The organism is Micromonospora sp. NPDC050397, from assembly GCF_044901685.1.
Lineage (GTDB): Bacteria > Actinomycetota > Actinomycetes > Mycobacteriales > Micromonosporaceae > Micromonospora_G.
Window position 1 is genome coordinate 20,434 of the sequence record NZ_JBJDPS010000004.1, and the last position, 26,022, is coordinate 46,455.

Below are 26,022 nucleotides of genomic sequence, written 5' to 3' on the forward strand. Positions count from 1 at the left end.
CCTCTAGCGTTGAGCGCTGTAGTGCGGGGACGAGGATGCTAGGGGGCTGTTGGACGTGGCACGGACATGGTTGTCGATCCGAGTGGAGTTGGTCTCCGGGCGCGGGGACGACTTCTGGCCACGGCCGGGGCGAATCTTCGCCGCCGCCCGCTCGCACACCTTCGCCCAGTTGGCCGACGCCATCGACACCGCGTTCTCCCGGTGGGACCGGGCCCACCTGCACCTGTTCACGCTGGACGGCGGGGTACAACTCGCCACCACGCGGCACTGGGACGGCGACGAGCCGGAGGGCACCCTGAACGACCAGGTCGCCAAGCTGGGCGGATTGAAGCCGGGCGAGCAATTCGCCTACGTGTTCGACCTCGGTGACGACTGGGCGCACCTCTGCACCGTGGACGACCAGCGGATCGACCCGCTCGACACGCTCGGAATCGTCCCGGGCGCGCCACTGCCCTACCGTGGCTGGGGCGATCTACCCGACCAGTACGGACGGCGCTGGAACGGCGACGACGGCCGGTCAGAACCGCCGAAGCCACCGGCGGAGTCCCTCGGAGACCTGCCGCCACTCCTGTCGTGGTGGGGACCGCGTCAGTGATCCAATCGATCCGGGGGCATGCGTCCCTCACTGCGTTTGCGTAAGCTCCTGCCCACTGAACGTGTCCGGCCCTGCTCGTGGGCCACAGTGGACCGGGGAGGGTTCATGAGTACGGCACAGATCGTCGCGCAGTTGAGCGCCGCGTCACAGAAGCTCGATGAGGTGGAACAGAAGGTACGCGCCGCAGTCGAGGAGACGAACGCGGCACAGGGCCTGGTGTCGAGCGCGTTGGAAGGCGGCTCGGGGCAGTTGGTCGCGATGTTCGACCGGATTCGTGAGGCACTTGGTCAGGTGTCGAGCGTGTCAGGCGTGACCAAGGAGCAGGTGCAGGCGACGATCGCCAAGGCGCAAGCTCTGGGAAACTAGACGAGGGTGGTGGCAGCACAACAAGCCAGCCACCCGCTGCGGAAGTTGTGGAGTCAAGTTCGGCGCCCAACGCGACACCCGAGTCCCGAGATCGGCGCGTGGAGGATTCGGGCAAGCGGAAGCTACCGTCGGAGCGCGTGACCGCTGAGGCGATTGGATTTTCGGCAGCCACCGTCTCGACAGTCTGGGTGGCGTTCTCTGAATTCGTGCCTCTGTTGCCGAAGATCCTGGCCGGGACGTTGCTGGCGGCGGCGGGTGCGATCAGTGCCGGAAAGTCCTGGCTCAACAAGCGTGCCGGAACAGAAAGGAGCGGAGATGAGGGTGGAAAAGAGAATTGAGCCACTGGTACGGAATGCGATTCACGCTGCGGTGGTGCGCGACTTTGCCCTGCTGGAAGATCGGCTTCAGAAGTTTCCTGACGACAAAGCGGTCCGGGCTGCCGTTGAACTGACTCTGGCGCTGGTCTACTTCCTTATGGTGGATATCCATGCGGGACGGCCGAGTGAGACCGAGGTCGCGGGAGTGGCTACCGAGATTGCTCGGACAGAGGTGTGGGCGCGGTCAAGCCGGGATGAGGTAACCGAGTTTCTCGTTCGGTTGATGAATCGGGAACAACTCGCACCCGCTGTGCCGGGCGAGAATGTCATCATCCTTGCGTTCGTCGTGGCGGCCAATCTTTTGTCGTCTTGCCGCCGGGACGATGAGGAGTGGTGGGACTACCTTGACCGAGTGGAGGCGGCCATTGAGGCGGCCTAGGCGGCTACTCAGGTTCGGCAGAAGCACGCACTCCGGGCCAGTTTTGATGCCCGGCCCGCAGTGCGTCTCAGAGCATGATCAGAAGTCGAACTCACTGTCCTTGACGCCGGCTACGAAGGCATCCCACTCCTCGCGCGTGTAGACAATGGTCCCTCCGTCCGGGTTTCTGCTGTGGCGAACGGCAACCCGGCCAGATCCGTCGCCGAGCGGGCCGGCTTCCACGCAGCTAGCGTTTGTGTCGGCGCTGTAGGTGCTGATGTGCCAGCCGACGACTGGCAGGTTCTCTGTCATGACAGTCCCTTCTCGATGTGTTTGATCAGTCGTGACGACGTGACCGGGTCGAGTGCGACTTCCTTCATGTGATCGTACGCGTGCCGGAACCGCTCAGACTTCGGCAGTTCGAAATACATCTGCCCGGCCATACTCTCCAAATAGCCGACCTCCGGGTAAGGCGGAGGCATTCGGAACAGCCAGAACGACCCTTCGACGCCTGGGTGTAGCGGAACCGTTTCGGGCAGGACGCGGAGGTCGACCTGTGGGAGTCTGGCAATCTTGGCAAGGTGGGCAAGCTGCGCCTGCAAGAGGCTCGGGCCGCCGATCTGCCGTCGCAGCGCGGCCTCGTCGATGATTACTTCGAACCTGATCTGTCGTGGCTCCTTGAGTACCAACTGCCGGTCCATGCGAAGCGCGATGCCGCGCCGAATCTTCTCCTCGCTGACCTTTGGGCCCTCCGTGCAGCGAATGACCAGCTCGGCGTACGCAGGCAGTTGGAACAGTCCGGGCACCACGGCGGCGTGGTAGGAGCAGACGGTCTCGGCGCGGGACTCCAACCAGGGGAAGTCGATGAACGAGGCGTCCACGACATCGCCGTAGCTGTCGCTCCAGTGATCGGTGCGCCAGACCTCTTCGGCCAGGCTGAGCAACTGGGCGCGGTCGCTCGCACGGTGGAAGCCGTAGAGATCGAGTAAGGCCAAGACGTCGCTGCGCTGGATCGGCCACTCGGCCCGCTCGTAGCGGCCCAGTGCCGATCGGTCTCGATTGAGGTGGCGGGCGACCAGATCCAGGGTCATCCCGCGTGTCTCGCGCAGCTCGCGGAGTTGTACGCCCAACCACTGGGCGCGCAGGGTTCGGATAAAGGGCTTGTGGGACATGGGCGATCGCACCTCTCTGAAGAAGCGGGGGCGGGAACCATTGCTCCCCCCTCGACGGCGCTGGAAATCTGGGCGCCGGAGGAGGTGACGGTGGTTACCGGTCCGCTGCTTTTCCCAACGGGTGCACGTCTGTTACCGGTGACCGCGGCTGTGCCACGAGCCGAGAAGGTGACGAGGGTGGGCTTTGCGATGGGCAGTCGCCTACCGACCCTCGGCGGGCCTCTGAAGGAGTGATGAGTCCTTAACCGACTTGCCTGAATGTCTATCACGGGCGCGGTGATGATCGCGACCCTCGAACGCGAATCTGTTTCCGGCAGATCGCCGATCAGGGTGTGACGAGCAACGAGCGATGATGGCGAGAGGGGCCCTCGTATGGGCAACCAACCACCCGAGCAGCGGTGGCAAGTGATCGATAGGGCCGTGTTCGCGCCGCTTCCCCGGAAGGCCGTCGAGGCGGTCGCCGGTCCGGCGCACGAATTCGATCTTTATGTGATCCATCTGTCGGTGGCTGTGCCGGACCTGACCGGGGCGCTCGACATGGCCTGCGCGGTGGCCAGGTCGCTCGCCTTCCTTCCCCAACTCGACGTTGGTTCCACCCATGTTTCCCAGGAGGACAACCAGAACGTACGGCACTGGGTCTTCTGCAACATGATTCTGCCCGGTCGCCAGCGCTGCGGACGCCGGGCCGACCACCACGGACCCTGCGACTCGGCTGGTGTCGAGTGGTGATCCTGGTGGTGATCGACGCGGCCGTGAAGGTGGCCTTGTGCGTGCTGAGCGTCCTGACGTTCCAGCAGTGGATGGAGGCTCGGCGACGACGGCGACGAAACGGGGTGCGGATCGGGCGGACGATCGAGCCGCTGGTCCGGAACACCATTCACGCGGCGGTCGTGCGTGATCCGGCGATGTTGACCACGGCGCTGGCGGCGCTGCTTGACGAGAAGAAGGCGAGCAAGGCCGTCGACATCGCGTTCCGGGTTGTCGTCCGGGTGCTCTGGGACGTACACCGGGGCGAGCCGAACGAACCCGAGCTGCGGATACTCGCCCACGACGTCGCCGGGGTGGAAACCTGGGCACGACTCGACCCGGACCAGGTTCTCACCTTCCTCACCGAGACCACCGCCGAGGTGCCCTACGGCATGCGGACGCTGCCACCGGAGGACACCATCCTGATGGCGTTTGTCGTGGCGGGTTACCTGCTCTCCGTCCACCGCTGCGCCGACGAGCGGTGGCACAACTACCTGGACCGGGTCGAGCGCCGGATCGAAGCCGGCCACCGGTAGCCCGGGTCAGCCTGCGGTGAGTGGACCCGGTGTCGGTGCGGGGAGTTTGTCGACCACGACCAGGCTGGTGCCGGGGATGATCTCCTCAAGCAGTTTGCGCTGGCCGCTCTTGGTGATCCGGATGCAGCCGTCGGTGACGTTCTTGCCGAGCGTGTCGTCGTTGTACCAGGTGTGCAGTCCGATGTGCGCGCCGCGCAGCCCGGACGGCACCGCGTCCGGGTCGTCCGGGACCGCGCCGAGGGCGAACACGTCGGTGTCGGCGTAGACGTTGTCGCCGAGGTCGGATCGGCCGAGGACGAAGGTGCGACCGAGCGGGGTCGGGGTCGCCCGGGTGCCCAGGGTGGTCCGCCAGGTCTGCACCGGTTTGTCGTCGCGCAACCAGGTCAGCCGGAAGGTCTTCCGCTCCACCACGAGTTGGTCCCGTAGCGGAACGGTCTTCCAGTTTCCGGGTGGAACCCAGGCTACGGTCCGGTTCGCCGATGGGAGCAGCACGGCCGCCCAGCCGGACTTCCGCTCCACGATCGGCACGGTGAGCGGGACCCCGGCGAGGGTCGGCGCCAGGAATGCGCGCGGGCGGCCACCGGGTGCGTCGTACGCGCCGACCTTGGCGGTGGGGTGCAGCCCTTCGCGCAACCGCACCGTCGACATCGGATCCGGATCGGCGGGGAAACCGCCGGGTGCCGCGTCGTAGTTAACCACTGGTAAGTTAGCCGGCGGCGGTATCGCGGGTATCGATGGCTCGACGGTCGCCGGCGCCGTGTCCGCCGGGTTGGCTGGGCTGGTCACGGTCGGCGTCGGCGTCGAGGTCGGTGTTGCCATGAGCGGACCGGCCTGGTCGGGTCCGGCGGCCGAGGTGATCACCAGGGTCAACGCGACCGCGCCGCCGAGAAGCGCGAGGAGGCCGCCGGTGAGCAACAGACGCCTGCGCGTCCGTCGCGGAGCCGGCGGTTCCGAAGGGACAAAAGGCACACATCCACTGTACGTGGTGAAGTCGCCGCATTAGGTAATTCTCGTCGTTCGGTGAACGGTGCTCCGGCTCGGAGACCGCCGACATCGATCATGAGAAAAAATCGTGTCAGCCACTCATCCGCACGCGCCGTTCCTACGTACAACGTGGCGGAAGAGCTTGGGTGGGAGATCGAGGAGCATATGGCTCGGACACAGCAGATCCAGCAACCCGCCATTGCCAGGACAATCACCAGTCGGGGCGGCCCGACGCGGTCGAAGGGCGCGATGGCCGTTCTCGGCGCCTCCGCGCTGGCCGCCTTCTGGGCCCTGGCCATGCTGACCACCGCTGGGCAGGTCTTCTACGTCTACAGCTACGTCTACCTGGAGTTCTACGCCGGGGTGGTGGCCCTGGTCTCGCTCAGCATCACCGTGATGGCCGGCGTGCTCTCCACCGACCGGCTGGTGCTGCTGGCCCGGCACCGGGTGCTGCTCCAGTCGACCCACCGGACCACCGGAATCATCGCGGTGAGCATGCTCGGTCTGCACATCCTGACCAAGGTCTCGGGTGGCCGGGCGGCGGTGACCGACCCCTTCATCCCGTTCCTGTCCCAGCGTGGGCTCTACATCGGGCTCGGCACCATCGCCGCGTACCTGATGACCGCCACCCTCTGGACCGGCCTGATCCGGGCCCGGTTCGTCGGACGGGGCAAGCCCTGGATGTGGCGCGCCCTGCACAGCACCGCGTACGCGTCCTGGCCGGTCGCGCTGACCCACGGGCTGAACGCCGGACGCGCGCCGGCCGCCTGGGTGACCCTGAGCTACCTGCTCTGCTGCTTCCTGGTGATCGTCGCGCTGCTGGTCCGGCTCTCGGTCAGCATCGGCCGCAAGAGCAAGGACAACGCGCAGACCACCGGCACGATCAAGCCGATCGGCCGGACCGCACGTGACGGTGCCGAGTCGCGTACCGGGTTCGGCGGTGCCGCGCCGAGCAGCGACGTACGGATCAGTTGGGCCGAGCCGGCACCCGCCGGTGAGCTGCGCGTGGGTGGGACCGGACCGGGCAGCGGTCGGCGTGGTCGGACCGATCGCGCGGCCCGGGTGGAGGAGTCGTCGTCCGGGCGCCGGGCGCGCGGATTTGTCGTGCCCGAGGTACCGCAGCCCGGCACGATCGGCGACGAGGCCACCGACGGTCCCCGGTACGGTCGGCGTTGGTCCGCGCGTACCGACACCAGTACCGCGCCGACCACCCGGCGCCGCGACGACCTCGACGACGAGCGCGACTACCTCGACAGCGGCGTCCCCGAGCGGGAGACCGGCCGCCGGTCGCGGACCGAGCGCGACCAGCTCGACGACGAGCGCGTGACCGAGCGTGAGTACCGGCCCCGCCGGAGCGTGGACGCCGAGGTCGAGCCGGACTACCGGCCGCGCCGGGGCGCCTCCGAGGTGGAGTACGAGCAGGACTACCGCCCGCGCCGACGGGCCGACGACGAGGCGGACCTGGACTACCGTCCCCGCCGACAGGCCGAGGACGAGGAGGAACTCGACTACCGGCCGAGGCGGCGCGCGGACGACGAGGACGAGCGGGACTACCGCTCGCGTCGGGGCGCCGAGCCGGAGCAGCCGGTGCTGGACGACACCCCCACCCTGGTCAATCTCGACCTCCGGCGGGCCCTGCGCAACAAGGCGAGCGAGAGCAGTACGCCGACCGGCCGGACCGGTCGGCGGGGCAAGAAGGCATCGGGAGACAGCGTGGACGAGGCGTACTGGCGTGAACTGCGGGGCGAGGCGAAGTGATTCGTTCCACGGTCCCTCCGGTCGCGACCTTCGGCCCGCCCCGGCTGACCGCCGGGTTCAGCGAGTTCGGCCGGCTCGACCTGCTCGCCCACGAGGAGGTGCACGGCGAGGTCGACTGGTTGTCGATCGACGGGCTGATCGAGCTCGCCGAGGGGATGAAGCTCAAGGGGAAGGGCGGCGCCGGCTTCCCGTTCGCCCGCAAGGTCAAGGCGGTCCTCGACTCGGCCCGCAAGCAGGCGCTGGCTCCGGTGGTGGTGGTCAACGCCACCGAGGGGGAGCCGGCGAGCTGGAAGGACAAGGTGCTGCTCACCCGCGCCCCGCACCTGATCCTGGACGGCGCCGCGATGGTCGCGTACGCGCTGGACGCGGACGAGATCGTGATCGGGGTGGCCGACGACGGGGTCGGCGAGGCGTCGCTCGCCGCCGCGCTGGCCGAGCGGCAGATGCCGGTGCCGACCGGAATCGTCACGGTGCCGCACCGGTTCATCTCCGGTGAGGGCGGGGCGCTGGTCAAGGGGATCAACGGCGAGGCGCACATCCCGCCGGGCGTGAAGAAACGGGCCAGTGACTCCGGTGTCGCCGGCATGCCCACCCTGCTGTCGAACGCGGAGACGTACGCGCAGCTCGCGATCGGCGCCCGGCTCGGCCCGTACGAGTATGCCGAGGTCGGCACCGAGGACGAACCCGGCACCGTGTTGCTCACCGTCAGCGGCGCGGCCAAGCGTCCCGCGGTGGTGGAGTGTGCGGCCGGCACGCCGCTCGCCGACATCCTGCGGCTCTGCGAGGTGCCGGACGGCCCGGGTGTGCTGACCGGCGGTTACCACGGGCGCTGGATCAGCGCCGAGGCGGCGGCCAAGGTGTTGATCTCCCGCAAGGGGTTCGAGGCGGTCAACGGCACGCTCGGTGCCGGGATCATGATCCCGCTCGGCGAGGACACCTGCCCGCTCGGCGAGGTGGCGCAGGTGGTGCAGTACCTGGCCGGCGAGTCCGCCGGCCAGTGTGGACCGTGCCGGATGGGGCTGCCCAACATGGCCCGGTCGATGGACCTGATCGTGGCCGGCACCGCCCCGGCCGAGGTGGTGCGCGCCGCCGTCGGGGAGGTACGCGGACGCGGCGCGTGCAGCCACCCGGACGGCACCTCCCGGTTCGCCACCTCCGCGCTGGAGGTGTTCACCGAGGACATGGTCGCGCACGCCACCCGGGACGGCTGTGGCCGCCGGGTCAAGGGCGTGCTGGGGCTGCCGACCAGCCCGGAGACGGTCTCCAGCCGGCTCACCGTCGACTGGTCCCGGTGCGACGGGCACGGGCTCTGCGCGCACGTCGTACCGGAGTTCATCCGGCTCGACGGCAACGGCTTCCCGGCGTTCCCGCCCACCCCCGTGCCGCCCTGGCTGGAGGCGGGGGCCCGCAAGGCGGTACGGATGTGCCCAGCCCTGGCGCTGCGGCTGACCGGTCCGAAGTAGGTCCGGCCGCCGGCGGTGCCGGTACGGGCGGCAACCCGTACCGGCACCCCTGTGCCCGCCGAGGATCAGCAGTAGCGGTTCACGTGGTCGGCCTGGTTGCGCCAGGGCGACACGTCGTTGTCGGTCCGGTTCGCCGTGCTGCTCGAGAAGAGGTGCGCGTCACCGGCGTGCCCGGCGCCGCTGTGGTTGAGGTACGCCACCGAGCCGGAACTGGCGTTGAAGTGCACCGACTCGGTTCGGTCGTGCCACCCCCAGGCGGCCAGGTCCTGCCAGCCGCAGTCGGAGAGCTGACCGCGTGGGTAGGTGTAGTTGACGCCGTCGTAGAAGCAGAACCAGCCGAGGTCGCAGTTGGGGGTGCCCATGATCCCGTTGGGCGGCTCGAAGGTGATGCGGAACGCGCCGCCGGCGTAACTGATCTCGGCCGGTCCGGTCTGCTCCCCGCCCGGGTACGCGGCCAGGTGCTTGTCGATCTCGCGTTGTACCGGGGTGGGCGGGGCGCTGTCCGGTGGCGCGGCGGTGGCTGGTGTGAGCGCGGCGACGGCGGCCACGATCGCGGTCAGGACGATGGCGGATCTGCTCCAGCGGCGGGGGGTGGGTGCCATTGCAGCCTCCTCGGTGCGTGGGGTCCGTGGGGTGCCGGAAGACCGGTCGGAGCCCGCGCCCGACCGTGGTCACATTGTGGCAAAGATGACCGTGAATGACGTGTCACGATTCATTCTCATGTTTGTGCAGGTCGTAGCCGCTTTTTTTGGTCGAGAACGATTTTTTGTCGGATAGCCGACGGTTCCGTGGGTGTGTTTTGTGCCGGTCTGACGGTAGCTGCTTGGTCACATCCCACCGCTGGCGGACATATTCATGGTGGGAGGAACGACAAAGATCGCCGCCGGTGCCGCTCGATGCCGGTGACGAGAGGCATCGATCCCACGAGGAGAAGTCGGTGGGCGGCAACGGCAGCCGGGACGAGGCGTGGCACGACGCACTGCATCGGCGATTCTGGCCGGACGTGGTTCGGATGCTGGGGCGTGCCCTGGGGGGCAACGAGGGTGAGGCGGAGGATCTGGCACAGCAGACCTTCATGACCGCGTGGGATCGACGGACACACGTGCCGGACGAGCCGAGGGCCTGGCTCTTCGCGACCGCCAACAACCACCTGCGCAACCACCGGCGGTGGAGTCGTCGACACCCGCTGGCGCTGATCGAGATGGACGTGATGGAGGTCGTGGCGGGCGCGACCGAGGGCGAGGAGAGCACGGTCGTCTGCGACCGGCTGGACCTCGGCCGGGTCTGGGGGCAGCTCAAGCCGGCCGAGCAGGAGGTGCTCCGGTTGGCCTACCTCGACGGGCTGGACACCGCCGAGATCGCCCACGTGCTCGGCCTCTGGCAGGCCACCGTGCGCAAGCGGCGCTCCCGGGCGCTGGGCAAGCTGCGCGGCTGGATGGTGGCCGGCGCCGGTGATCCGGTGCTGAGCGGAATGGGTCGGAGAGGCGCGGGGGAGAGCGGTAATGGCTGAGAACCAGGACGAACAGACCGAGCGGCTGCTCCGCCGGCTGGTCGAGGCGAACGACCCGATGCGCGGCAAGCAGATCGCCGCGCCCCGGCGCAGCGCCGCGGAGCTGCGGCAGCTCGCCGACCAGCGCCGGGCCAACGGGCGCTGGCCGGGAGCGAACCGGATCGGCGTACGGATGCCGCTGGCCGTACCGGCCGGTGCGCTGGCACTCGTGATCGGGGCCCTGGTCCTGGTGAACGTGCTGCCGTCGGGGGTCGGCGGTCGCGCGCCGGCCCCGGTCGCGATGATGGCCGCCCCGGCCGCGCTGACCGTGCAGTTCCCCGGGGAGGCCGAGCCGGCCGGGCCGTGGTTGCGCGAACTGGCCCTACGGATCGCCCGGCTGGACGAGCCGGCCGGCTCCGGCCGCTACCTCTACCTGCACGTGCAGAGCTGGTCGGCGCAGACCACCGCCACCGACCCGAAGACCGCGAACGAGGTGGTCGCCCGGGACGAGCGGCTGTGGTGGGCGGCCGACCGCTCCGGCCGCGAGGAGATCACCGCCCTGCCACCGCAGCCGGCGGACACCGCGCTGGCCGGCTGGCTCGACGGTCCTCCGGCCGAGGCTCCCGAGCGGTGGGAGACCGACTACCGCCCTGGCGAACTCGCCGTGGTGGTGGAATCCCCGGCGACCGACCCGGCGCTGCTGGCGGCACAACTCTCCGCGCACGAACCCTTCAGCAACGGCCCCCAGGCCGTGACCCGGGCGGTGGCCTCGATGTACCGGTACCACGAGATGACGCCCGCCCTGCGTGCCGCCGTGCTCCGGGTGCTGGGCGACACCGACGGGCTGGTGTACCGGGGGCAGGTTGTCGACCGGGCCGGTCGGACCGGGGTCGCGGTCAGTGTGGACAGTGCCGCGGGAGCCACCCGTGACCTGGCCGTGCTCGACCCGGAGACCGGTGTGCTGCTCAGCTACGAGCAGGTGGCCCTGATCAGCCCGCCACGCTCGGCCGTGCGCGCACCGGCGGTGATCTCGTACGTGCTGTACCTGGCCCACGGGCGTACCGAGCAGATCGGCTGAGGGTCGGCCCGATTGGAAAATCGCATAGACGGGTATCCACGAATATCGGCGGGAGGTGGGTGCGGTGGTGGAGACGTCTTCCGGTGCCGGACGGACGGAACTCCGACAGGAGGCCAGGCGCCGGTCACGGCGCAGGATGCTGGTCAGCCTCCTGGTCGTCGTCCCGCTCTCCGCCCTCGTGATCATCCTCGCCGGCCTGCTCGGGTCACCGGACGCGGCGTTGGTCAACTGGATGATGATCGGTGCCGGCGGGGCGTTGGTCGCCGCCGGCCTGCTCGCCGCCGCCTGGATGGTCCACCAGCGCCACGTCGACCCGCCGCTGGTGACCGGCGCCGACAGCGCCACCCGTCGGGCGGTGCGCCAGGCGCTCCGGGACGGTCAGACCGACAACCCGAGGGTTGACCTGCTGGCCCGGGACCTGATCGAGCACACGCCCCGGCACGCCTGGGTGCCGTACCTGCTCGGTGGGTTGGCGCTGCTGTCGCTGGTGCGGCTCCTGCTCGGCGACTGGGAGGCGGAGGACATCGTCCCCGGCGTGGTGACGATCCCGATCTACGTCGTCCTCGCCGTCGCGTACCAGCGGCACCACCGTCGGTTACGCGGCTACCGGGGACTCCGGCGCGAGGGCCCTTCCTCCGCCGAGCGGGACCCTTCCTAACAACGGATCGGCATCAGGACCGAGAACGTCCGGTCGTCGTCCGGCAGGCGCACCATCAGCGGTTTGATCGGCCCGTCCAGGTCCAACACGAGCTGCCCCCGTCCACCGGCGTCCAGTGCCTCCAGCAGGAACTCCCGGTTGACCCCGACCGGCCCGGCGAACCCGTCCGCCGTGGCTTGGTGGCTCCGGTCCGCGTCCAGCACGGTCAGGCCACCGTCCGGGGCGACCGCCAGCACCGCCACCTCGCAGGCGACGCCGTCCTGCTCGCGTACGACGGTGGTGGTGGTAGCGGTGGCGAGGGCGGCGCGCAGTGCGGCGACGTCCACGGTCACCCGTACGCCCCCGGTGGCGCCACCGAGCCGCTCGCCGAGCAGCCGCCGGTAATCGGGGAAGTCGTGCTCCAGCGGTCGGCCCCGTACGCTCAGCTCGTCGGTCAGCAGGCCGACCTCGGCGGCGCCGAGCACCACGGTGACCGGGTCGGACGAGCCGCCGGCCAGCAGGGTACGGGCCTGGTCGACGAAGTTGACCGGGGCGAGCACCCGGCGCGCGGGTCCGTCGACCCGGACCGGCGTGGCGGCCGCGGCCGCCAGCCGGTAGCGATCCGTGGCCACCAGGCGCAGCACCGACTCCTCGACCTCGAACAACACCGAGCCGAGTACGGGCAGTTCGGGGTCGTGGCCGACGGCGAACCGTACCGTCTCCAGCCCGGCGGCGAGGTCGGCCCCGGACAGCGTCAGGTGGGTGTCGCCGGCCATCGGGTTCGCCTCGCGGTCGAGCAGGGCGTGCACCCGGGCGAGTTCGCGGCGGGCGTCGTCGAGACCCGCCGCCAGCCGGCGCAGGTGCGTGTCGAGCAGCCGGCGTACGAGTTCCGGCTCGGACCAGTGCCGGAGCACCAGGCTGATCTCGGCCAGCGGCAGGTTGACCCGACGCAGCCGGGCCACCAGGCGGGCGGGTTCGAGTTGCTCCTGGGCGTACCAGCGGTAGCCGGTCTCCGGGTCGACGACGGCCGGCACCAGGATGCCGGCACCGTCGTAGAACCGGAGTGCGCTCACGGTCAGCCCACTGGCCCGGGCCATCTCCCCGATGCTGCGCATGTCGCTCTCCACGTCCTGATCCTGAGGGCTCGACCAGGTCGAGGGTCAACCGGGTGAACCTATCCCGGGCCAGGTCAGCCCGGTCGGCGGTCGGTCCTCGGTCGGCGGCGACGTCGGCCAGGCCAGCCAGCCGGGTCAGCGCCGTGGCGGCCAGTAGACCCCGAGCACGTCGTACACTTCCGGCCGGCTGGTCGAGCGGCCCAGGTAGAACGCCGGGTCCCGGTCCGGACCGCAGAGCCGGTCCAGGTAGGCGGTGCGCAACGCGGTCCGGAGCCGGTCGTCGGGCAGCCCGGCCAGCCGGTGCTGGAGCGCCACGAACTCCCAGTCGAGGATCGTCTGCCGGTGTCCCGGGCAGTCGCGCGTGGTGCAGAGATAGGCGTACGCCCCGATGAACCGGGGTGGGCGTAGCGCTCCCCGGTTCTGCCGGCCGTCCGGGTCGAACCGGTCGGCGTACGCCTCCAGCCGTCGGCTCTGCTCGGTGGTCCAACCGGGGTGGGGGGTGAGCAGGAGCCCGTCGACCCGGCGGGGTCGGACCAGGGCCAGCGTGGGCAGGTCCGGTTGCCCCAGGTGGTCCCGACGTGGTGGACACACCGACTCCCCGAGATGCGGGTCGAGCCACGGCTGGCGCCACTGCCACCGCTTCAGGTGGTGCTCGCGGACCAGGGTGTGCGGCAGTGGTCGCCAGCTCTGCCGGCGCGGGTCGCCGTCCGCCGGCCGGGCGTCGACGCTGATGATGTCGTACGTGCCGAAGGCGGCGTCGGGACCGAGCTCGCGGATCGGGATCGAGGTGAGCCGGATCCAGCCGGGGCGGAACGGGTCGGCGCTGATCCCGGCGGCGTAGACGGTCTGTTCGTGCCGGTCGGTCGGGTGCGGGGCGGTCTTCACGGTGACCAGCAGGCGCAACCGGGTGAGAGGCTCGGCGACGGGTCGGTGCTCCGGTCCGGACGCCCAGGGTTCGGGGGCGGCCGGTTGGGGTTCGGGGTTGAGCGCCGTCAGGTCGGAGAGGTCGAGCTGGGTCACGCGCACCCCTCCGCCGGGCTGGGCAAATGTAGTGGCACGACTACAACGCACCGAGCATGGCACGGGCAACGGCTTTCAGCCACGTGAGTGAGTTCGTCTTTGTGGACAAGGCCCTTCGACGTTCGGTCGCACCAGTTGTCGAGCCGGCCATCATCCCGCGTTAGGTGGGCAAGAGCTATCATCAGCATTTATTGACTTCGATTTAACGAACGATAAGGTCGGCCTGGGATCCCATCTCTGACCCCCGAGAGAAATGGACCAGGCAACCATGAGAGCTTCGGTTCTGCTGACCCGCGCGCTGCTTGTCGCCGGCCTCGTCACGGCCGGCCTGACCACCCCCGGCGTCGCCGCCGCCTCGGTCAACCCCACGTACTCCGCCGGCACCGCCTCCGCCGACCCGGACGGGGTCGGCGTCCAGGTGGTCAACGGCCGCCCGGCCAGCGAAAACTACTCGTTCATGGTGTACGTCTCCGGCTGCACCGGCTCGTTGATCAAGGCCAACTGGGCGGTCACCGCGAAGCACTGCCCGACCCCGAGTTCGGTACGGGTCGGCAGCGTCAACCGCAGCAGCGGCGGCACCGTGGTGGCCGTGACCCGTGGGGTCAACCACCCCAGCGCCGACGTGAAGCTGCTGCAACTGGCCAGCTCGGTCAGCCACGCCCCGGCGCCGATCCCGACCACCTCCGGCGCGGTCGGTACGGCGACCCGGATCATCGGCTGGGGCCAGACCTGCCCGGTCCGTGGCTGCGGTTCCGCGCCCCTGGTCGCCAACGAGCTGGACACCTCGATCGTCGCCGACAGCCGGTGCAGCGGCATCAACGGCTCGCTGGAGATCTGCACCAACAACACCAACGGCAACGCCGGCGCGTGCTACGGCGACTCGGGCGGCCCGCAGGTACGCAGCATCGGCGGGCGGTGGAACCTGATCGGCGCCACCAGTCGCGCCGGCAACAACAACCCGACCTGTGCCACCGGCCCGTCGATCTACGGCGACCTGCCGGCCATCCGTTCCTGGATCAACACCCAGGTCGGCGGCCTGCCGGCCTGATCCCCGCGCCGAAGGTGATCAGGCCGGCGGCCCGCCGGCCTGATCACCAGGTGGAAGGTGGTCCCGGCACGCCGGACCGAGGTGTTCGTGGCCGTCGTCGGGAGGGGCGGGGCGGCCCCGCCCGCGCCACCGCCGAAATCGCCTGTCCCCACTGGTGGGAGCGCTCGGACGAACCGGATGATGCGGTACGGACCGCGTCGGTCGCCCCGGACGGCACCGTACCCGGACAGCGGGGTACGCATGTTCGTCGTCGTGCCGGGTAGCCGGTCGCCGAGGTGGTGGAGATGGCGTCACGCCCGTCGACGAGAGCCCTCGTCTGGATCGCGGTCGGGCTGCTCCTCGCCGTCCTCGTGGTCATCGTGATCGCACTGGCCGCGGACGGGGCCGGCGGCGGTCCGCCCGGGTGAAACCGGCTCCTCCGCCAGGGGTGAACCGGGGTGGGCCGGGTAACCGGGGCGGACCCGGACCGGAGTCCGGGCACACGAGTGACTCCTTCGTGCCGCTGCGGGGGTGGATACGAATGCCGGACAACCGGATCGCAGCCGGCGTCGCCGTCCCACCAGCCGGCGTCGCCGTCCCAGCCGTCGACGTCCCAGCCGTTGACGTTGCCGTCTCGCGTGGTCGTACCGACGGGCGGGGTGACGGCCGTACCGGCGTACCGCCGCTGCTGACCGCGAAGCTGTCGGTCGCGCCGTTGCCCGATGCGGTGATCGTCCGTCCCCGGCTGCACGAACTGCTCGAAACCGGTGCGGCCGGCCCGGTCACCCTGGTCTCGGCGCCCGCCGGCTGGGGCAAGACCACGCTGCTCAGCTCCTGGTACCGGGCGATGGCCGAGGACCGGTCCCGGGCCTGGCTGACGCTGGAGCCCGGGGACGGCGGGGAGCGGCTCTGGGCGTACCTGCGGGCGGCCGTGCACGCCGACGGTGCGGAGGCGGAGCGCGCCGGTCCGGGCGACCGGGACCACCTCGACCGGCTCGCCGCCGTACTCGCCCGGCGGGCGGATCCGGTGACGCTGGTGATCGACGACTTCCACCGGGTCGAGGACCCGGACGTGGCGGCCGGGCTGGACTTCCTGCTGCGGCACACCGGCGACCGGTTGCGGCTCGTGGTCGGCGGGCGGACCGACCCGGCGCTGGCGCTGCACCGGTGGCGCCTGAGCGGCGAACTGACCGAGATCCGCGCCGCCGACCTCGCCTTCACCGCCGAGGAGTCCGCCGAGTTGCTGGCCGCGCACGGGCTCAACCTGCCGGCGGAGCAGGCGGACGAGCTGTGGTCACGCACCGAGGGCTGGCCGGCGGGCCTGCGGCTGGCCGCGCTGAGCCTGCCGCAGCAGGCCGATCCCGCCCGGTACGTCGCCGGGTTCGCCGGTGACGACCAGGACATCGCCGACTACCTGTCGGAGGAGGTGCTGGCCGGGCTGGACGACGAGGTGCGGGACGCGCTGCGGCGGACCTCGGTGGCCGACCGGCTCCGCGGCGGGCTGGTCGACGCGCTGACCGGCCGGACCGACGGTGACCTGCTCCTGGCCCGGCTGGAACGGGACACCGGATTTGTCTTCGCCCTCGGCACCCGGCCGCCCGCCTACCGCTGTCACCGACTCCTCGCCGACCTGCTCCGGGCCGAGCAACTCCGACGTCCGACCGACGAACTGGTCGACCTGCACCGACGGGCGTCGGCCTGGGCCACGGCACAGGACCTACCGGCCGAGGCACTGCGGCACCTCCTCGCCGCCGGTGACTGGAGCCGGGCGACCGAGGTGCTCGCGGAACGCTGGGCGGACCTGGTGCCGTACGCGCCGGGGCGGCCGGGCGTACCGGCACCGGCACCGCCACCACCGGAGGCGGTCCACGCCGACCCGGCGCTCGCCCTCGCCTATGCGCTGGACCGGCTGGACCGGACCGACCCGGCCGGCGCCGCCGACTTCCTCCGCCTCGCCGAGCGCCACCAGCAGTCGCTCACCGGACCACGCCGGGACAGGTTCACCCTGATCGCCGCCGCGCTGCGGCTCGCCCGGGCGCAGGTCGCCGGGGAGCCGGCCGACGTGCTCGCCGAGGCGGGCCGGTTGCGCGCGCTCGCCCAACCGCCGGGCGGTGCGGCCGGGCGTCCGCCGGTGGACCTGGCGGCACGGGCGATCGCGCGAACCGCCGTCGGGGCGGCCCAACTCGGCGCGGGGGACCTGAGCGCGGCCGAGACCGAGCTGGTCGGGGCGCTCGCCGACGCGCAGCGGGCCGGTCTGGCCCGTACGGTGCTCGCCTGCACCGGGCGGCTGGCACTGGTCCGGGCCGTACGCGGACACCTGGTCGCGGCCGAACGGGACGCCCGCTCGGCCGTCGCCACCGTCGATCCGGCGTCACCGGCACCGGCCGAGCACGGACACGCGTACCTGGCGTTGGCGCTGGTGGCCCTGCACCGCGACCGGTCGTCCGAGGCGGAGGCGAACCTGACCCTCGCCGGCAGCCGGGTGGACCAGGCCGGTGAACCGGCGGTCGCCGCCCTGGCCGCGCTGGTCCGGGCCCAGCTCACCCGGGACCGGGGCGACCTGCCCGGCAGCTACCAACTCCTGCTCGCCGGTCGGGCGCACCTGGCCGACCAGCCCCGGGCCCACCAGCTCGCGCACTGGCTGCTCGCCGCCGAGGCGGACCTCTGCACCGCGCACGGCGACCTGGCCCGCAGCCGTGAGCTGCTGCTGGGGCCGCTGGACGCTGCCAGCGGAGCGGCCGAACCGCTCGCGGTGGCCCTGGCCCGGGCCTATCTGCACGCCGGGGACATCGGCTCGGCCAGCCGTACGTTGCCGGCCTGGAGCGAGCCGGCGGGCGAGCCGTGGTTGCTGCCGCTACGGCTGGAGGCCGGGCTGCTCGACGCGTTGACCGCACGCGCGGCCGGCGACCACCGCCGGGCGGCCCGTACGTTGGAACAGGTGCTCGCCCTCGCCGAGCCGGAGGGCTTCCGCCGGATCTTCACCCGGTCCCAACCCTCGGCCCGGGACCTGCTCGCCGCGCACCTCGACTCGGGCACCGCATACTGGCCGCTGGTCCGGGAGCTGGTCTCGATCGGCGCGGACCAGCCAAGCGGCAACGGCTCCGGCCAACCGTTCGCCGGCCGCAACGGCTCCGGACAACCGTTCGGCCGCACCGGCTCCGGCCAACCGTTTGCCGGCCGGGACGGCGAGCGGCGGGAACGGCCGGGGCGGCTCACCGCCGGGGTGCCGGGTCTGGGCGAGCCGTTGACCGACCGGGAACTCACCGTCCTGCGCTACCTACAGAGCATTCTGTCCAACGTGGAAATCGCGAGCGAGCTGTCGGTCTCGGTCAACACGGTCAAGACGCACGTGCGCAACATCTACCGCAAGCTCGACGCCACCCGCCGCCGCGAGGCCGTCCGGCGCGCCCGCGAGCTGCACCTGATCTGAGTGAGTACGGCGGTCGTGTCAGCCCTTCGCGGCCTGGTCGACGGCGGCCAGCAGTTCGGACAGTTCGAACGACCCGTCGTGCCGTACGCCGTTGATGAAGAACGTCGGGGTGCCGTTGACCCCGCTGCGGATGCCGCCGACAAAGTCCCGCCGGACCCGGTCGAGGTGTACGTGCCGCTCGGACTCCTCGGCCACCGTGTCCTCCGGCAGCCCGAGTTGCTGGCTGCCCATCGACAGGTGCACCGGGTCGAGCTGGTCCTGGTGCTCGAAGATCCAGTCGTGCATCGGCCAGAACTCGTCCCGCTCGGCTGCCGCCTCGGTCGTCTCGGCGGCCAGTTCGGCGTACGGGTGCACGTTGGTCAGCGGGAAGTGCCGGAAGACCAGCCGTACCGTCTCCGGCCGTTGGCGCAGCAGTTCGTGCAGCCGGTGGTACGCCTGGCCACAGTACGGGCACTGGAGGTCGCCGTACTCCACCAGCGTCACCGGCGCCTCGGCCGGTCCGCGGATGTGGTCGTCCTCGCCGACCGGCACCCGCAGCTTGCTCGACGTGACCTGCATCGGCGTCGTCATCCGGCCTCCCTGTCGTGCTCGGTGTCGCTTCCGGCTCTCCGCTTGCCCGACGCGCTCCGCCCGTCCGACGTTCCCGTCGGCTCAGGCGCCTGCCGGTCCGACGTTCCCGTCGGGCCCGGCGCCTGCCCGTCCGGTCATGCGTGCACCCGGTGCTGGCTGTCGAGTTCGTCGAGCGCGTCGAGAATGCCGTCGGCGCCGGGGTTCACCTCCATCGGCGAGACGTGGCTCCACGCCACCCTGCCCTCGGCGTCGAGCACGAAGAGGGCCCGTTCGGTGCAACCGTCGGGGCGGTACACGCCGTAGCGCCGGGCCACCTCGCCCTTCGGCTCGAAGTCGGAGAGCAGGGGAAACTTGATCCCCTCCTGCTCGGCGAAGGCGCGGTGGGACCAGATGCTGTCCACCGAGATGCCCAGCACCATCGCGCCGTACCGGTCGAACTCCGAGCTGACCGCCTGGTAGAGGGCCATCTGGTCGCCGCAGACCGGGCTCCAGTCCGCCGGGTAGAACGCCAGCACGGTCGGTCGTCCCCGGTAGTCGCCGAGGCTGACCTGCCAGTCCGGTCCGGCCGGCAGGGTGAACTCCGGCGCCGGCTGTCCCGGCCGGAGCGCGCCGTGGGGATCAGTCATGTCAACCATCCTCTTCGTCGACCGGGTGAGCCCGACTCACCCGGTCCGGGTGGTTCCCGCGACGGTGCCGGTGGGCGGACCGTCGCGACGGTCACCGACGTACGGCGATGTGGTTGTCCACGGCCGCGACGCCTGGCGCGGACCAGGCGACCCGCTCGGCCTCCTCCCGCTCCTGCCACGAGCCGACGCTGCCGGTGAGCAGGATCAGGTCGCCCTGCACCTCGATCGTGATCCGGTCGACGTCGGTCTCGGCACTGCGGACCAGCGCGTTCACCACGAGCCGCTCCAACTCGTCGGTGGTCGGCTGGCCGGTCGGCCGTACGTCGATCCCGTTGGTCACCCCGCGCACCCCGGCAAGGCGTCGGATCGTACGCTCGGCCGCGCGCTTCTGGTACTCCCACTCGACCGCGCCACGGAGCACCACCCAGCCGTTGGAGACGGTCACCTCCAGACGGTCGACCGGCACGAACGCGTCCCACTCCAGCGCCCGGGTGGCCGCCAGGGCAACGTCGGGGTCGGTCCGTTGGGCGCTGCCGGAGAGCCGGACCTCGATGTCGTTGGCGACCGCGCGGACCCGGTTGATCCGGTGCGCGGACCGTTCGGCGGCCCACTTCTTCGCGTAGTTGTCCACCCAGCCGGTGAGCGTCACCACGCCCTCCTGCACGGCCACGCCGATCTCGTTGGGCTGGAGCCGGGGCTCCCACTCCAGCTCGTCGAGGACGTCCCGCTGGATCTCCTCGTCGGTACGGGTGATCGTGGTCGCCGAGGTCATGGTCGTTCCTCCCACCGGATAGATTGCGCACGGCGACCGGCCGGCGCTGGCCGCCGTGCCGCACTGTCACGGCCGATGCTGCGGCGTGCCGGGGTGACTTCCCATCACCCGGGAATGATGAGGCCCGGCCGGACCGGCGCGTGACAGTCCGGGACGGGTAGGGAATCATCGACTGTCGATCGAATGACCGTGGTCAGCGGGCTGGAGGAGAGCGGATGACAACCGACGAGGTGACTGCCGGGGACCGGACCGAGGTCCCCGCCCCGGCGTCGGCGCCCGCCGGGCCGGTCGGGCCGCCGCCGGGCCGCGCGTTGGTGCCGCGCCTGGTGCGCCTGCTGCGGCACGAGTGGACCCTCGCCTCGCTCGGCGGCCTGCTGCTGGCCGTCCTGCTCACCTGGCCGACGGTGCGGGACATCACCACCACCATCCCGCAGGACACCGGTGACCCGGTGTTGCAGGCGTGGCAGATCGCCTGGGGCGGGCACGCGGTGCTCACCGACCCGTTGCAGGTCTGGCACTCCAACACCTTCTTCCCGGAGCGCTACACCTACGCCTACTCGGACACCCTGCTCGGTTACGCACCCCTCGGCATGATCGGCGAGGGGCCGGTCGCGGCGATCGTCCGCTACAACATTCTGTACGTCCTGGTGCACGCGCTCGCCTTCGTCGGGGCGTACGCCCTGGTCCGTCAGCTCGGTGCGAACCGGGTCGGCGCGGCTGTGGCCGGCGTCGCCTTCGGGTACGCACCCTGGAAGCTGGCCCAGGCCGGTCACCTGCACGTGCTCTCGATCGGCGGGATCGCGCTCGCGCTGGCGATGCTGGCGCGCGGCCACGGCTGGTCGTTGCGGTACGGCTACCGCCCGGACCGGCGCCGTCCCGGCTGGGCCCTGGCCGGCTGGCTGGTCGCCGCCTGGCAGATGACGCTCGGCTTCGGCATCGGCCTGCCGTTCGGGTACGTACTGGCGCTGACCTGCGTCGCGGTCGGTATCTGCTACCTCTGGTCCTGGTGGCGCCGCTCGGTCCGGCCGGTCTTCGGTGGCCGGCTGCTCGCCGCCGATCTGGCCGGTGGTCTGATCTTCGCCTCGGTCACCCTGATGATGGCGTTGCCCTACCTCGAGGTGGTGAGCCGCAACCCGGACGGTCGCCGTACGCTCGCCCACGTCGAGCAGTTCTCGCCACCGCTGCGCGGCTTCTTCACCGCCCCGCCGGAGTCCTGGCTCTGGGGCGACCGGCACGCCGCCGCCCGGGAACTGCTGCCGTTCGCCGGTGAGATGACCCTGCTGCCGGGCGTGGTGCTGATCGGTCTCGCCTTCGCCGGTCTCTTCTTCTCCGCCTGGCGGGTACGTCACCGGCTGCTGCTCGCCGCCGGTGTGCTGGTCAGCGTCGCGCTCGCCGCCGGCACCCGGTTCGGTGGCGACGGCGACCCCGGCTACGCCACCCTCGTGTTGCACCTGCCGGGCTGGGACGGCATCCGCACCTCCGGTCGACTGGTGCTCTGGACCACGCTGCTGCTCGGTATCCTCGCGGCCGGCGCACTGAGCATGGTCGGCCGTGGCGAGCCGACCCCGGCCGCCGATCCCGAAGGCGAGCCGGCCGGTGACCCCGAAGGCAACGCGACCGGTGTCACCGAAGGCAACGCGACCGGTGACGTCGAAGGCAACGCGACCGGTGACCCGGTAGGCGACCCGGGCGGCGACGCGGAGACGGACGGCACCGGCACGGTCCCGGCCCGCGACGGTGCCGGCAAGCCGGTCCCGGCGGTCGCCGGTGCGGTGCTCCGGTCGGCTGTGCTCCGTTCCGCCGTACCGGAGCAGGGGCCGACGCGCGCTCCCGTCCGGCCGAGCCGGCCCGCGCGTACGGCCACCGCGCGGGCGGAGGTGGCGCCGGCCGGTTGGCTGGTCCGGTTGCTCACGCTGGTGCCACTCGCGCTGGTGGTGCTCGAAGGCGTCAACACCACCCCGCACGTGCCGGTTACGCCGCAACCGGCGGCGCTGCGCGGGATCGACGGCCCGCTCTTGGTGCTGCCCAGCGACGGCACGTTCGAATTCACCATCATGCTCTGGTCCACCGACGGCTTCCCACGGATCGCGAACGGCCTGGCATCGTTCGTACCGCCTACGCAGCAACAGATCCGGGCGGTCACGCCGAGTTTTCCGGACCAGGCGAGCGTGGCGTACCTGCGGCAGATCGGCATCCGGACAGTTGTCGTCCTGCCCGACTACCTGAACGGCACACCGTGGCAGGATGTGCTCAACCGGGACGTGCAGGGGCTCGGGATCAGCCGCGAGGAAACAGCCGGATCGGTGGTGTTCCGGCTTGGTTGACCGGCCCGGGGAGGTAGCACGGATGGACCGGCGAGTGGCCGCGCTGTTCGGCGTCATCATCGCGGTCGGGCTCGGTCCGGCGGTCTGGTTGGGCGGCACGTTGCTCCGCCCCGAACCGATCCCGCCGGGTCCGACCCCGACCGGATCGGTCGAGCCGAGCCCGGATTCCAGCCCGAGCGCGACCTCCCCGTCGGAACTGCCGACCCCCGACCCGTCGGCCGCGACACTGCTGCCGCCGGCCGGTCCGAACCGCCTGCCGAGTCGTACCGAGGCCGGCTCCGGCCAGTCCGGCGTACCGACGCCGACCTCCTCGGGTTCGGTGGTGCCGCCACCGCCGACGACCACGCCCCCGGCCACCACGTCGGCCCCGACCACGCCGCCGCCGGTCACGCCCAGTCCGGAGCCGACCCCCGGTCAACCCCTCTGACCCGGGTACGCCCACGCCTCCTGCCGCCCGCTCCCCGGTGAGCTGGTCCGATCGTCACCCCGAACATTCTTTAGTTTAAATACACAACTATTGACAGCGTCGGGCGTCGTGTGTGAGTGTCTGCACGAGACCGGTACGGGAGCCAGATCGTGCCCGGTGCGGGAGTCAGGGCAGCCCCGCACCCAGTGAGTCCTCGCTCGTGCACGCGCCCCGGCGCGGCGATCGACGCGCTCCGCCTCGTGCCCGTCGACCCGTTCCCGCCCCCCACCGACGTGCATGGTGCGTGTCCGTCCCCAGGTACAGCGTCAGCGCTCAGAGGGAGCCGTACATGCGTAGAAGTCTCGCCAGTGCGCTCGCGGCGGTTGTCGTCGCCAGCGCGGTGGCCGTGGTGGCCCAGGTCGCCGTCAGCCCGTCCGCCTCGCCGGCCGTCGCCGCCGCGTCGGAGCCGTACTCCTGGAGGAACGTTCGGATCGACGGCGGTGGTTTTGTTCCTGGCATCGTCTTCAACCCCACCGAACGTAACCTGATCTACGCCCGGACCGACATCGGCGGCGCCTACCGGTGGGAGCAGGGCAGCCAGTCCTGGACCCCGCTGCTGGACTGGGTGGGCTGGGACCGCTGGGGCTGGAACGGCGTGCTCAGCATCGCCACCGACCCGGTGCAGACCAACCGGGTCTACGCCGCCGTCGGCATGTACACCAACAGTTGGGACCCGAACCCGGGTGCCATCCTCCGCTCCACCGACAAGGGCGCGACCTGGCAGGCGAGCGTGCTGCCGTTCAAGGTCGGCGGCAACATGCCCGGCCGGGGGCAGGGGGAGCGGCTGGCGGTCGACCCGAACCGCAACAGCACCCTCTACTACGGCGCCGAGGGCGGCAACGGCCTCTGGCGCAGCACCGACTACGGCGCCACCTGGGCCAGGGTGACCAACTTCCCGAACCCCGGCAACTACGCCCAGGACCCGAACGATCCCAACGGGTACCTCAACGGCAACCAGGGCGTCACCTGGGTCAGCTTCGACCGGAGTACGGGCACCGCCGGCAACGCCACCCAGACCATCTACGTCGGCGTCGCGGACAAGCAGAACCCGGTCTACCGCAGCACCAACGGCGGGACCTCGTGGGAGCGGATCGCCGGGCAGCCCACCGGTTACCTGGCGCACAAGGGCGTGGTCGACCACGTCGGCGGGTTCCTCTACATCGCCACCAGCGACACCGGTGGCCCGTACGACGGCGGCAAGGGCGACGTGTGGAAGTTCAACCGGGCGACCGGGGCCTGGACGCAGATCAGTCCGGTGCCCTCCAGCAGCGCCGACGCGTACTTCGGTTACAGCGGACTGACCATCGACCGGCAGAACCCGAACACCCTGATGGTCGCCACCCAGATCTCCTGGTGGCCGGACGCGATCTTCTGGCGGAGCACCGACGGGGGCGCGACCTGGACCCGGATCTGGGACTTCGGCAGTTATCCCAACCGGACCAAGCGCTACACCATGGACATCAGCTCGGTCCCCTGGCTGACCTTCGGCGCCAACCCGGCGCCGCCGGAGGAGTCGCCGAAGCTCGGCTGGATGAACGAGTCGCTGGAGATCGACCCGTTCGACGGCAACCGGATGATGTACGGCACCGGCGCCACCATCTACGGCACCACCAACCTCAGGAACTGGGACACCGGCGGCCAGCTCACCATCCGCCCGATGGTCCGGGGGCTGGAGGAGACCGCCGTGCTCGACCTGGTCAGCCCGCCGACCGGGGCCCCGCTGGTGAGCGCGCTCGGCGACATCGGCGGCTTCCGGCACACCAACCTCGACGCCGTCCCGCCGATGATGTTCACCCAGCCGACCATGACCAGCACCACCAGCCTCGACTACGCCGAGTCGAACCCGTCGATCATGGTCAGGGCCGGCAACTTCACCGACTCCGAGCGCCCGAACGACAGCCATGTCGCCTTCTCCACCGACGGCGGGGCGAACTGGTTCCAGGCCCAGGAGCCGGGCGGGATCAACAGCGGCGGTACGGTCGCCGCAGCGGCCAACGGCAGCCGGTTCGTCTGGGCTCCCGGTGACCCGGGCCAGCAGGTGGTCTACTCGGTCGGGTACGGCAACTCGTGGACCGCGTCGAGCGGCGTACCGGCGAACGCGAAGGTCGAGTCCGACCGGGTCAACCCGAACAAGTTCTACGCCTTCGCGGGTGGCCGGTTCCACGTCAGCGTCAACGGCGGGGCCAGCTTCACCGCCACCGCCGCGACCGGCCTGCCGAGCAGCGGCAACGTGCACTTCAAGGCGGTGCCCGGAGTCGAGGGCGACATCTGGCTGGCCGGTGGGGACAGCACCGGCGGCACCGGGATCTGGCACTCGACCAACTCCGGGGCCAGCTTCACCAAGCTCACCAACGTCACCGGGGCGGTGAACGTCGGCTTCGGCCGGGCGGCGCCGGGGCAGACGTACCCGGCGCTGTTCGCGTTCGCGACCCTGGACGGCAAGTCCGGCGTGTACCGCTCGGACAACGCCGGGGGAGTCTGGGTGCGGATCAACGACGACCAGCACCAGTACGGCAACGCGGGCGAGGCGATCACCGGCGACCCCCGGGTGTACGGCCGGGTCTACCTCGGCACCAACGGTCGGGGCATCCTGGTCGCGGACCGGCTCGGCGGTCCCACGAACCCGCCGACCACCCCACCGACCACCCGTCCGCCGACCACCCCGCCCACCACTCCGCCCACCACCCGCCCGCCGACCACTCCGCCGACCACCCCACCGGCCGGCGGCTGCTCGGCCAGCTACTGGGTGACCGGCTCGTGGCAGGGCGGCTTCCAGGGCGAGGTGACGGTACGCAACACCGGCGGTACGCCGACCACCGGCTGGACGGTGAACTGGGCCTTCCCGAATGGCCAGACACTCACCCAGATCTGGGGCGGTACGCACACCCAGACCGGTGCGAACGTGACCGTCCGCAACGTCGGCTACAACGGCGTACTCGCTCCGAACGCGACCACGACCTTCGGGTTCCTGGGCAGCCACACCGGCACCAACGGGGTGCCCAGCCCGGTCGGCTGTCTCCGGAGCTGAATCTTCCTCGGCCTCTTCCTCGACGTCTTCCTGACGCTCGTCCCGACCCGATCGTGCCGGCGTCGCCCACCAGGTGTACTGGTG

The 26,022-nt window shown here is 70.9% G+C and carries 26 protein-coding genes; 17 read left to right on the plus strand and 9 right to left on the minus strand.

Features of this window, described 5'->3' with window-relative positions; genetic code table 11:
* Positions 1-55: 55 nt before the first annotated feature.
* The 4 genes from ACI2K4_RS15855 (at position 56) to ACI2K4_RS15870 (ending at position 1,717) form a co-directional block, all read left to right on the plus strand.
* Positions 56-595 (plus strand): hypothetical protein, encoded by a 540-nt coding sequence (locus ACI2K4_RS15855; RefSeq protein WP_404511907.1) that lies wholly within the window; start codon positions 56-58, stop codon positions 593-595.
* Between the two features lie 105 nt (positions 596-700).
* On the plus strand, positions 701-961 hold the full coding sequence (locus tag ACI2K4_RS15860; protein WP_404511909.1) for a DUF6244 family protein: 261 nt from the start codon (positions 701-703) through the stop codon (positions 959-961).
* A gap of 137 nt (positions 962-1,098) precedes the next feature.
* Positions 1,099-1,299, plus strand: coding sequence for a hypothetical protein (locus ACI2K4_RS15865; protein ID WP_404511911.1), 201 nt, complete (start codon positions 1,099-1,101; stop codon positions 1,297-1,299).
* A complete protein-coding gene (locus ACI2K4_RS15870) occupies positions 1,277-1,717 on the plus strand; it encodes a hypothetical protein (protein ID WP_404511913.1) in 441 nt (146 codons plus the stop codon). The genes ACI2K4_RS15865 and ACI2K4_RS15870 overlap by 23 nt, the downstream gene beginning before the upstream one ends.
* Before the next feature lie 78 nt (positions 1,718-1,795).
* Here the strand turns inward: ACI2K4_RS15870 and ACI2K4_RS15875 are convergent, their stop codons facing one another.
* Positions 1,796-2,008, minus strand: coding sequence for a DUF397 domain-containing protein (locus tag ACI2K4_RS15875; protein ID WP_404511915.1), 213 nt, complete (start codon positions 2,006-2,008; stop codon positions 1,796-1,798).
* Positions 2,005-2,868: a helix-turn-helix domain-containing protein gene (locus ACI2K4_RS15880; RefSeq protein WP_404511917.1), complete on the minus strand. Its 864-nt coding sequence runs from the start codon at positions 2,866-2,868 to the stop codon at positions 2,005-2,007. Before ACI2K4_RS15880 ends, ACI2K4_RS15875 begins: the two co-directional genes overlap by 4 nt.
* A gap of 405 nt (positions 2,869-3,273) precedes the next feature.
* Here ACI2K4_RS15880 and ACI2K4_RS15885 point away from each other — a divergent pair, with 405 nt between their 5' ends.
* Together ACI2K4_RS15885 and ACI2K4_RS15890 are read left to right on the plus strand one after the other, a co-directional pair.
* Positions 3,274-3,597: a hypothetical protein gene (locus tag ACI2K4_RS15885; protein ID WP_404511919.1), complete on the plus strand. Its 324-nt coding sequence runs from the start codon at positions 3,274-3,276 to the stop codon at positions 3,595-3,597.
* A gap of 41 nt (positions 3,598-3,638) precedes the next feature.
* Entirely contained in the window at positions 3,639-4,151 is a 513-nt protein-coding gene (locus ACI2K4_RS15890; RefSeq protein WP_404511921.1) for a hypothetical protein, read from the plus strand.
* 6 nt (positions 4,152-4,157) lie between these two features.
* On the opposite strand, the gene ACI2K4_RS15895 is transcribed toward ACI2K4_RS15890, so the two are convergent.
* On the minus strand, positions 4,158-5,066 hold the full coding sequence (locus tag ACI2K4_RS15895) for a L,D-transpeptidase (RefSeq protein ID WP_404511923.1): 909 nt from the start codon (positions 5,064-5,066) through the stop codon (positions 4,158-4,160).
* 318 nt (positions 5,067-5,384) lie between these two features.
* Between ACI2K4_RS15895 and ACI2K4_RS15900 the strand changes: the two genes are divergently transcribed.
* Together ACI2K4_RS15900 and ACI2K4_RS15905 are read left to right on the plus strand one after the other, a co-directional pair.
* Positions 5,385-6,893: a hypothetical protein gene (locus tag ACI2K4_RS15900; RefSeq protein WP_404511925.1), complete on the plus strand. Its 1,509-nt coding sequence runs from the start codon at positions 5,385-5,387 to the stop codon at positions 6,891-6,893.
* On the plus strand, positions 6,890-8,356 hold the full coding sequence (locus ACI2K4_RS15905) for an NADH-ubiquinone oxidoreductase-F iron-sulfur binding region domain-containing protein (RefSeq protein WP_404511927.1): 1,467 nt from the start codon (positions 6,890-6,892) through the stop codon (positions 8,354-8,356). Before ACI2K4_RS15900 ends, ACI2K4_RS15905 begins: the two co-directional genes overlap by 4 nt.
* Before the next feature lie 65 nt (positions 8,357-8,421).
* Here the strand turns inward: ACI2K4_RS15905 and ACI2K4_RS15910 are convergent, their stop codons facing one another.
* Positions 8,422-8,958: a hypothetical protein gene (locus ACI2K4_RS15910; protein ID WP_404511929.1), complete on the minus strand. Its 537-nt coding sequence runs from the start codon at positions 8,956-8,958 to the stop codon at positions 8,422-8,424.
* 335 nt (positions 8,959-9,293) lie between these two features.
* Here ACI2K4_RS15910 and ACI2K4_RS15915 point away from each other — a divergent pair, with 335 nt between their 5' ends.
* From ACI2K4_RS15915 to ACI2K4_RS15925, 3 genes are all read left to right on the plus strand, one after another.
* Complete coding sequence (locus tag ACI2K4_RS15915; RefSeq protein ID WP_404511931.1) at positions 9,294-9,866, plus strand: RNA polymerase sigma factor; 573 nt, start codon at positions 9,294-9,296, stop codon at positions 9,864-9,866.
* On the plus strand, positions 9,859-10,923 hold the full coding sequence (locus ACI2K4_RS15920; RefSeq protein ID WP_404511933.1) for a CU044_5270 family protein: 1,065 nt from the start codon (positions 9,859-9,861) through the stop codon (positions 10,921-10,923). The genes ACI2K4_RS15915 and ACI2K4_RS15920 overlap by 8 nt, the downstream gene beginning before the upstream one ends.
* Before the next feature lie 64 nt (positions 10,924-10,987).
* Complete coding sequence (locus tag ACI2K4_RS15925) at positions 10,988-11,581, plus strand: hypothetical protein (RefSeq protein ID WP_404511935.1); 594 nt, start codon at positions 10,988-10,990, stop codon at positions 11,579-11,581.
* On the opposite strand, the gene ACI2K4_RS15930 is transcribed toward ACI2K4_RS15925, so the two are convergent.
* Together ACI2K4_RS15930 and ACI2K4_RS15935 are read right to left on the minus strand one after the other, a co-directional pair.
* Positions 11,578-12,675: a MerR family transcriptional regulator gene (locus tag ACI2K4_RS15930; protein WP_404511937.1), complete on the minus strand. Its 1,098-nt coding sequence runs from the start codon at positions 12,673-12,675 to the stop codon at positions 11,578-11,580. The two genes, ACI2K4_RS15925 and ACI2K4_RS15930, sit on opposite strands and share 4 nt — an antisense overlap.
* Before the next feature lie 135 nt (positions 12,676-12,810).
* Positions 12,811-13,695, minus strand: a complete 885-nt coding sequence (locus tag ACI2K4_RS15935) for a hypothetical protein (RefSeq protein WP_404511939.1) — start codon at positions 13,693-13,695, stop codon at positions 12,811-12,813.
* Between the two features lie 268 nt (positions 13,696-13,963).
* On the opposite strand from ACI2K4_RS15935, the gene ACI2K4_RS15940 reads away from it, so the two are divergent.
* The 3 genes from ACI2K4_RS15940 (at position 13,964) to ACI2K4_RS15950 (ending at position 18,152) form a co-directional block, all read left to right on the plus strand.
* Positions 13,964-14,743, plus strand: coding sequence for a S1 family peptidase (locus ACI2K4_RS15940; protein ID WP_404511941.1), 780 nt, complete (start codon positions 13,964-13,966; stop codon positions 14,741-14,743).
* A gap of 284 nt (positions 14,744-15,027) precedes the next feature.
* Positions 15,028-15,150: a hypothetical protein gene (locus ACI2K4_RS15945; RefSeq protein WP_404511943.1), complete on the plus strand. Its 123-nt coding sequence runs from the start codon at positions 15,028-15,030 to the stop codon at positions 15,148-15,150.
* A 113-nt stretch (positions 15,151-15,263) separates the two neighbouring features.
* The gene (locus ACI2K4_RS15950) at positions 15,264-18,152 is read left to right on the plus strand and encodes a LuxR C-terminal-related transcriptional regulator (protein ID WP_404511945.1); all 2,889 of its coding nucleotides are present in this window, start codon (positions 15,264-15,266) and stop codon (positions 18,150-18,152) included.
* A gap of 18 nt (positions 18,153-18,170) precedes the next feature.
* On the opposite strand, the gene ACI2K4_RS15955 is transcribed toward ACI2K4_RS15950, so the two are convergent.
* The 3 genes from ACI2K4_RS15955 to ACI2K4_RS15965 all read right to left on the minus strand — a co-directional run bounded on the left by ACI2K4_RS15955 (position 18,171) and on the right by ACI2K4_RS15965 (position 20,120).
* A complete protein-coding gene (locus ACI2K4_RS15955) occupies positions 18,171-18,722 on the minus strand; it encodes a DsbA family protein (protein WP_404511947.1) in 552 nt (183 codons plus the stop codon).
* Between the two features lie 134 nt (positions 18,723-18,856).
* Positions 18,857-19,348, minus strand: coding sequence for a redoxin domain-containing protein (locus ACI2K4_RS15960; protein ID WP_404511949.1), 492 nt, complete (start codon positions 19,346-19,348; stop codon positions 18,857-18,859).
* A gap of 91 nt (positions 19,349-19,439) precedes the next feature.
* Positions 19,440-20,120 carry a BON domain-containing protein gene (locus ACI2K4_RS15965; protein ID WP_404511951.1) on the minus strand — a complete coding sequence of 227 codons (681 nt, stop codon included), beginning with the start codon at positions 20,118-20,120 and terminating at the stop codon, positions 19,440-19,442.
* 215 nt (positions 20,121-20,335) lie between these two features.
* On the opposite strand from ACI2K4_RS15965, the gene ACI2K4_RS15970 reads away from it, so the two are divergent.
* From ACI2K4_RS15970 to ACI2K4_RS15980, 3 genes are all read left to right on the plus strand, one after another.
* Positions 20,336-22,444: a hypothetical protein gene (locus tag ACI2K4_RS15970; protein WP_404511953.1), complete on the plus strand. Its 2,109-nt coding sequence runs from the start codon at positions 20,336-20,338 to the stop codon at positions 22,442-22,444.
* Positions 22,445-22,466: 22 nt separating this feature from the next.
* Positions 22,467-22,871 carry a hypothetical protein gene (locus ACI2K4_RS15975; RefSeq protein ID WP_404511955.1) on the plus strand — a complete coding sequence of 135 codons (405 nt, stop codon included), beginning with the start codon at positions 22,467-22,469 and terminating at the stop codon, positions 22,869-22,871.
* A gap of 328 nt (positions 22,872-23,199) precedes the next feature.
* Positions 23,200-25,938 (plus strand): cellulose binding domain-containing protein, encoded by a 2,739-nt coding sequence (locus ACI2K4_RS15980; RefSeq protein ID WP_404511957.1) that lies wholly within the window; start codon positions 23,200-23,202, stop codon positions 25,936-25,938.
* Positions 25,939-26,022: the final 84 nt, after the last annotated feature.

Excerpts from the sequence above, each read along its gene's own strand:
- ACI2K4_RS15860 (WP_404511909.1), top strand. The coding sequence starts at position 701 with ATGAGTACGGCACAGATCGTCGCGCAGTTGAGCGCCGCGTCACAGAAG.
- ACI2K4_RS15870 (WP_404511913.1), top strand. The coding sequence starts at position 1,277 with ATGAGGGTGGAAAAGAGAATTGAGCCACTGGTACGGAATGCGATTCAC.
- ACI2K4_RS15875 (WP_404511915.1), bottom strand. The coding sequence starts at position 2,008 with ATGACAGAGAACCTGCCAGTCGTCGGCTGGCACATCAGCACCTACAGC.
- ACI2K4_RS15880 (WP_404511917.1), bottom strand. The coding sequence starts at position 2,868 with ATGTCCCACAAGCCCTTTATCCGAACCCTGCGCGCCCAGTGGTTGGGC.
- ACI2K4_RS15900 (WP_404511925.1), top strand. The coding sequence starts at position 5,385 with ATGGCCGTTCTCGGCGCCTCCGCGCTGGCCGCCTTCTGGGCCCTGGCC.
- ACI2K4_RS15910 (WP_404511929.1), bottom strand. The coding sequence starts at position 8,958 with ATGGCACCCACCCCCCGCCGCTGGAGCAGATCCGCCATCGTCCTGACC.
- ACI2K4_RS15920 (WP_404511933.1), top strand. The coding sequence starts at position 9,859 with ATGGCTGAGAACCAGGACGAACAGACCGAGCGGCTGCTCCGCCGGCTG.
- ACI2K4_RS15930 (WP_404511937.1), bottom strand. The coding sequence starts at position 12,675 with ATGCGCAGCATCGGGGAGATGGCCCGGGCCAGTGGGCTGACCGTGAGC.
- ACI2K4_RS15940 (WP_404511941.1), top strand. The coding sequence starts at position 13,964 with ATGAGAGCTTCGGTTCTGCTGACCCGCGCGCTGCTTGTCGCCGGCCTC.
- ACI2K4_RS15945 (WP_404511943.1), top strand. The coding sequence starts at position 15,028 with ATGGCGTCACGCCCGTCGACGAGAGCCCTCGTCTGGATCGCGGTCGGG.
- ACI2K4_RS15950 (WP_404511945.1), top strand. The coding sequence starts at position 15,264 with ATGCCGGACAACCGGATCGCAGCCGGCGTCGCCGTCCCACCAGCCGGC.
- ACI2K4_RS15955 (WP_404511947.1), bottom strand. The coding sequence starts at position 18,722 with ATGACGACGCCGATGCAGGTCACGTCGAGCAAGCTGCGGGTGCCGGTC.
- ACI2K4_RS15960 (WP_404511949.1), bottom strand. The coding sequence starts at position 19,348 with ATGACTGATCCCCACGGCGCGCTCCGGCCGGGACAGCCGGCGCCGGAG.
- ACI2K4_RS15965 (WP_404511951.1), bottom strand. The coding sequence starts at position 20,120 with ATGACCTCGGCGACCACGATCACCCGTACCGACGAGGAGATCCAGCGG.
- ACI2K4_RS15970 (WP_404511953.1), top strand. The coding sequence starts at position 20,336 with ATGACAACCGACGAGGTGACTGCCGGGGACCGGACCGAGGTCCCCGCC.
- ACI2K4_RS15975 (WP_404511955.1), top strand. The coding sequence starts at position 22,467 with ATGGACCGGCGAGTGGCCGCGCTGTTCGGCGTCATCATCGCGGTCGGG.
- ACI2K4_RS15980 (WP_404511957.1), top strand. The coding sequence starts at position 23,200 with ATGCGTAGAAGTCTCGCCAGTGCGCTCGCGGCGGTTGTCGTCGCCAGC.